Origin of the sequence: Rhizobium altiplani, assembly GCF_001542405.1 — a bacterium.
GTDB classification, from domain to species: Bacteria; Pseudomonadota; Alphaproteobacteria; order Rhizobiales; family Rhizobiaceae; genus Rhizobium; species Rhizobium altiplani.
On the sequence record NZ_LNCD01000112.1, the window covers coordinates 1 to 3,169 of the forward strand.

The 3,169-nt window shown below is 59.0% G+C and carries 3 protein-coding genes; all 3 read right to left on the minus strand.

Annotation, left to right across the window (positions count from 1 at the left end; translation table 11 throughout):
• The coding region (locus AS026_RS26705) for an aminotransferase-like domain-containing protein (protein ID WP_028749621.1) at positions 1 to 1,388 on the minus strand (1,388 nt) is incomplete at its 3' end.
• A 249-nt stretch (positions 1,389 to 1,637) separates the two neighbouring features.
• Positions 1,638 to 2,537: a dihydrodipicolinate synthase family protein gene (locus AS026_RS26710; protein ID WP_028749733.1), complete on the minus strand. Its 900-nt coding sequence runs from the start codon at positions 2,535 to 2,537 to the stop codon at positions 1,638 to 1,640.
• A partial coding sequence (locus AS026_RS26715; RefSeq protein WP_062372989.1) for an amino acid ABC transporter ATP-binding protein occupies positions 2,537 to 3,169 on the minus strand: 633 nt, incomplete at its 5' end. The genes AS026_RS26710 and AS026_RS26715, both read right to left, overlap by 1 nt.

Here is a 3,169-nt window from a genome sequence, read left to right on the forward strand (position 1 = left end):
TACGCGACAGAAACGACGTTTAGAGGGTGGCGACCCAGGATCTCGCGCAACGTCTGAAGCACTTCTGAAAGTTCTACAAGATCCTTGGGCGCACCCAAGCAAATGCGTACTGCACCCGGGTTGCCGTCACTTACAGCGGAGGCGATCGATGGCGTCACGAATATGCCGCAACCTCGTGCGGCAGCCGCAAACTGATCCGGAGACCACTTTGGCGGCAAGGGCAACCACGCGTAGAAGGCTGGAAACTGAAGCTTTGAGGCTTCGGGGAAGACCTCCAGGAACACCCGGTAACGCTCCAACGCCTGCCGGCGCCTCTCACGCAAAAGTTCTTCCAAGTCTCCGCTTTCAATCAGCCGCACAGCTGCCTCGCTGATCATGGGAGCAACAAACCAGGCGGAGGCATGCAGAAGGAGTTCGGCTTGACCCGTATACGCTGTCGGGACAGTCAATGTGCCGAGCCGGAAACCCGGCGCAACGCATTTCGAATAGGACGTCACATAGAAGGTGCGGCCCGGTGCCAACGAGGCGATCGGCACCGGACGTTCGGGGAAGAAAAAGCCGTAGACGTCATCCTCAATGACAGCGAGATCGAGCTCTTCGGCCAGTTCGGCAATGCGGCGGCGACGCGCAATGCTCATGGTACGCGCCGTCGGGCTCTGAAGCGTAGGCATGCAATAGAGCACCCGCGCGCCGGACTCCCGGCAAGCCTGTTTCAGCGCGTCAGGACGCAATCCTTCCTTATCCATCTCCACAGGCACCAAGTTGAGATGACTGGCTACAGCGATTGCTTTAAAACCCGAATAAGTCAGTGCATCCACAAGAATGCTGTCACCAGATTTTACGATCAGACGTAGGGCAATATCGATGGCGTGCTGGGCGCCGTTGCACAAGAACAGCTGCGCCGGCTCAACGGTGAAACTGCTATCGGACAATGAGGCCGCGATGACTTCGCGGTGTTTCGAGATGCCAGCGTGAGGGTGGTACCTCAGCAACGGGCCCAGATCACGCTCGCGTGCTATCTCGCTGAATAATGCAGCCAGTATCTGTGTCTCGTTCCCCTCGGCGGGTACGTTGAGACCAAGATTAACTGGCTCATGCCTTGCCGCAGCCTCCGAGCGGGTGATCGTGCGGCGCCGAACGAAGGTGCCCTGCCCCACATGCCCGCTAACGATGCCTCGTTGTTCGGCCTCCTGGTAGGCTTTGCTGACTGTGCCGACTGAAAGACCAAGCTGTCGAGCCAGATCACGGTGTGCCGGCAGCCGGTCGCCATCAGTCAGCCGACCATCGGCAATATCCTGTTCCAGCGCATTTACCAAAGCAAGGTAACGCGGGCCCTCAGACGCGAGCTGAAGTGGTCGCCAACCCGAAAATGAATCGTCCAAGCTCATGTCCCGCGTTCCTTTTCCTTTTATGTCATCCCCCGCTACGAATGGAGATGGCCGACATATTTTCTTACAGTGTAGGATTCCAGACCCTCTATTCCGCCTTCGCGGCCCCAGCCACTGTCGCCAATTCCGCCGTGATGCCTTGTGGCCGTTGGCTACCTCTACATCTGAACCGACGCGTTTTCCCGGGGGCTCCACCTTGAATTCCGCATCTTCTTTTGGAGAAGAGGATTCGACCGCATCTGGCTCTCCTCACGTGTTAGCCCAGCGCGCAAGACCCGCATCGGCAATAATCTTTGTGATGGCCGCTTTCTGTTCTTCCGCCAGCGGGAGCAACGGCAAACGTGGGCCACCGGCGTCGCGACCTAGTTGGCTCATGGTCTCTTTGATGGCCGCATAGTATGCTCCTGACTGGAAGCACCGATAAAAGGCGAAGACATCGCGGCCGAGATCGTCCAAGGCCTTATCGCCCGTCAGCGCCTTGTCCCAATAGTCGCGGATCAACGGCCCGGCGATCTGATGCGCCATTGCGACCACCCCATGAGCACCCACGGCGCGAGCTGGAACGATCATTGTTTCGTAGCCGACGAAAACACGAAGCCTCTCACCGACGCGCTGTACAAGCTCGGTTACCTGTGTGATGACACCAGAGCTGTCTTTGATCGCGACCACAGTCGGTAGGGCGGAGAGTTGCTCCACGAGGGCCGGCGTGATGTCGATCCCCGCACGTTTTGGGCTGTTGTACAGCATCAGAGGCAGCGGCGTGTTGGTGGAAATGTACTGGAAGAAGGCCACGATTTCACGCGGGCTCGGCATGGCGTAGATCGGCGGCAGGATCATGCCACCCGCGCAGCCCGAAGCCACGGCCGACTGGCACGCTTCCAGAACATCCTCGACACGGAGGTCGGCAACACCTGCCAGTACGGGCACGCGACGAGCCACATGCTCAACGGTCAATTTGTAGAGGCGGGCGCGTTCGGTTGTGGTGAGTGCATAGAACTCGCCGGTGCTACCAGCCGCCACGACCCCTTGCGCGCCATTCGAGATAGCCTCGTCGATGAGTTCCTTGTAGCGGGTCTCATTGATGGAGCCATCGGCTCCGAAGGGAGTGACGAGAACGGGGAAAATACCGCCCCAGTTTACATTGGCCATTATCGGTTATCCTTTGTTTTCAGACAGCATGAAGGTGGGACTGTAGAACCCACCAGGGGACTGAGAAGACGGGCCTGCTCCGTGAAGCGCCCGACGAAAGCCGCTAGCCTCGGATTGGCGTCAGAAAGCAGTAGTTCACGCGGATCGCCACTGGCGGCGACGACCCCTTGGTCCATGAAGATCACCCGATCGGCCAACTCATAAGCCAAGCCAATCTCATGCGTGACGATGACCATGGTCATGCCTTCGGCGGCGAGCTGGCGGATTGCAGCCAGCACCTCGCCCACTAATTCCGGGTCCAACGCCGAGGTAGGCTCGTCGAAGAGCATTATGGTGGGCTGCATGGCTAGAGCCCGGGCAATTGCGACACGCTGCTGCTGACCACCCGAGAGCTGTGACGGATATTTGTGGCCCGCGTCCGGAAGGCCCATACGAGCAAGGAGTTCGCGAGCCTGTGCCTCTGCCTCAGTGCGGGGCACATGCTTCACCACCACCGGGGCTTCGATGATGTTTTGCAACGCGGTCCGATGCGGGAACAGGTTGAAGCTCTGGAAGACCATGCCGGTTTTGCCGCGCGCAGCATTGAGTTGTGCACTGGTAAGTTTCAGCCGTTCGGTATCCGTGCGGCGGAA

What these genes read in the sequence shown, in the direction of transcription:
- AS026_RS26710 (WP_028749733.1), bottom strand. Translation starts at nt 2,537, where the DNA reads ATGGCCAATGTAAACTGGGGCGGTATTTTCCCCGTTCTCGTCACTCCC.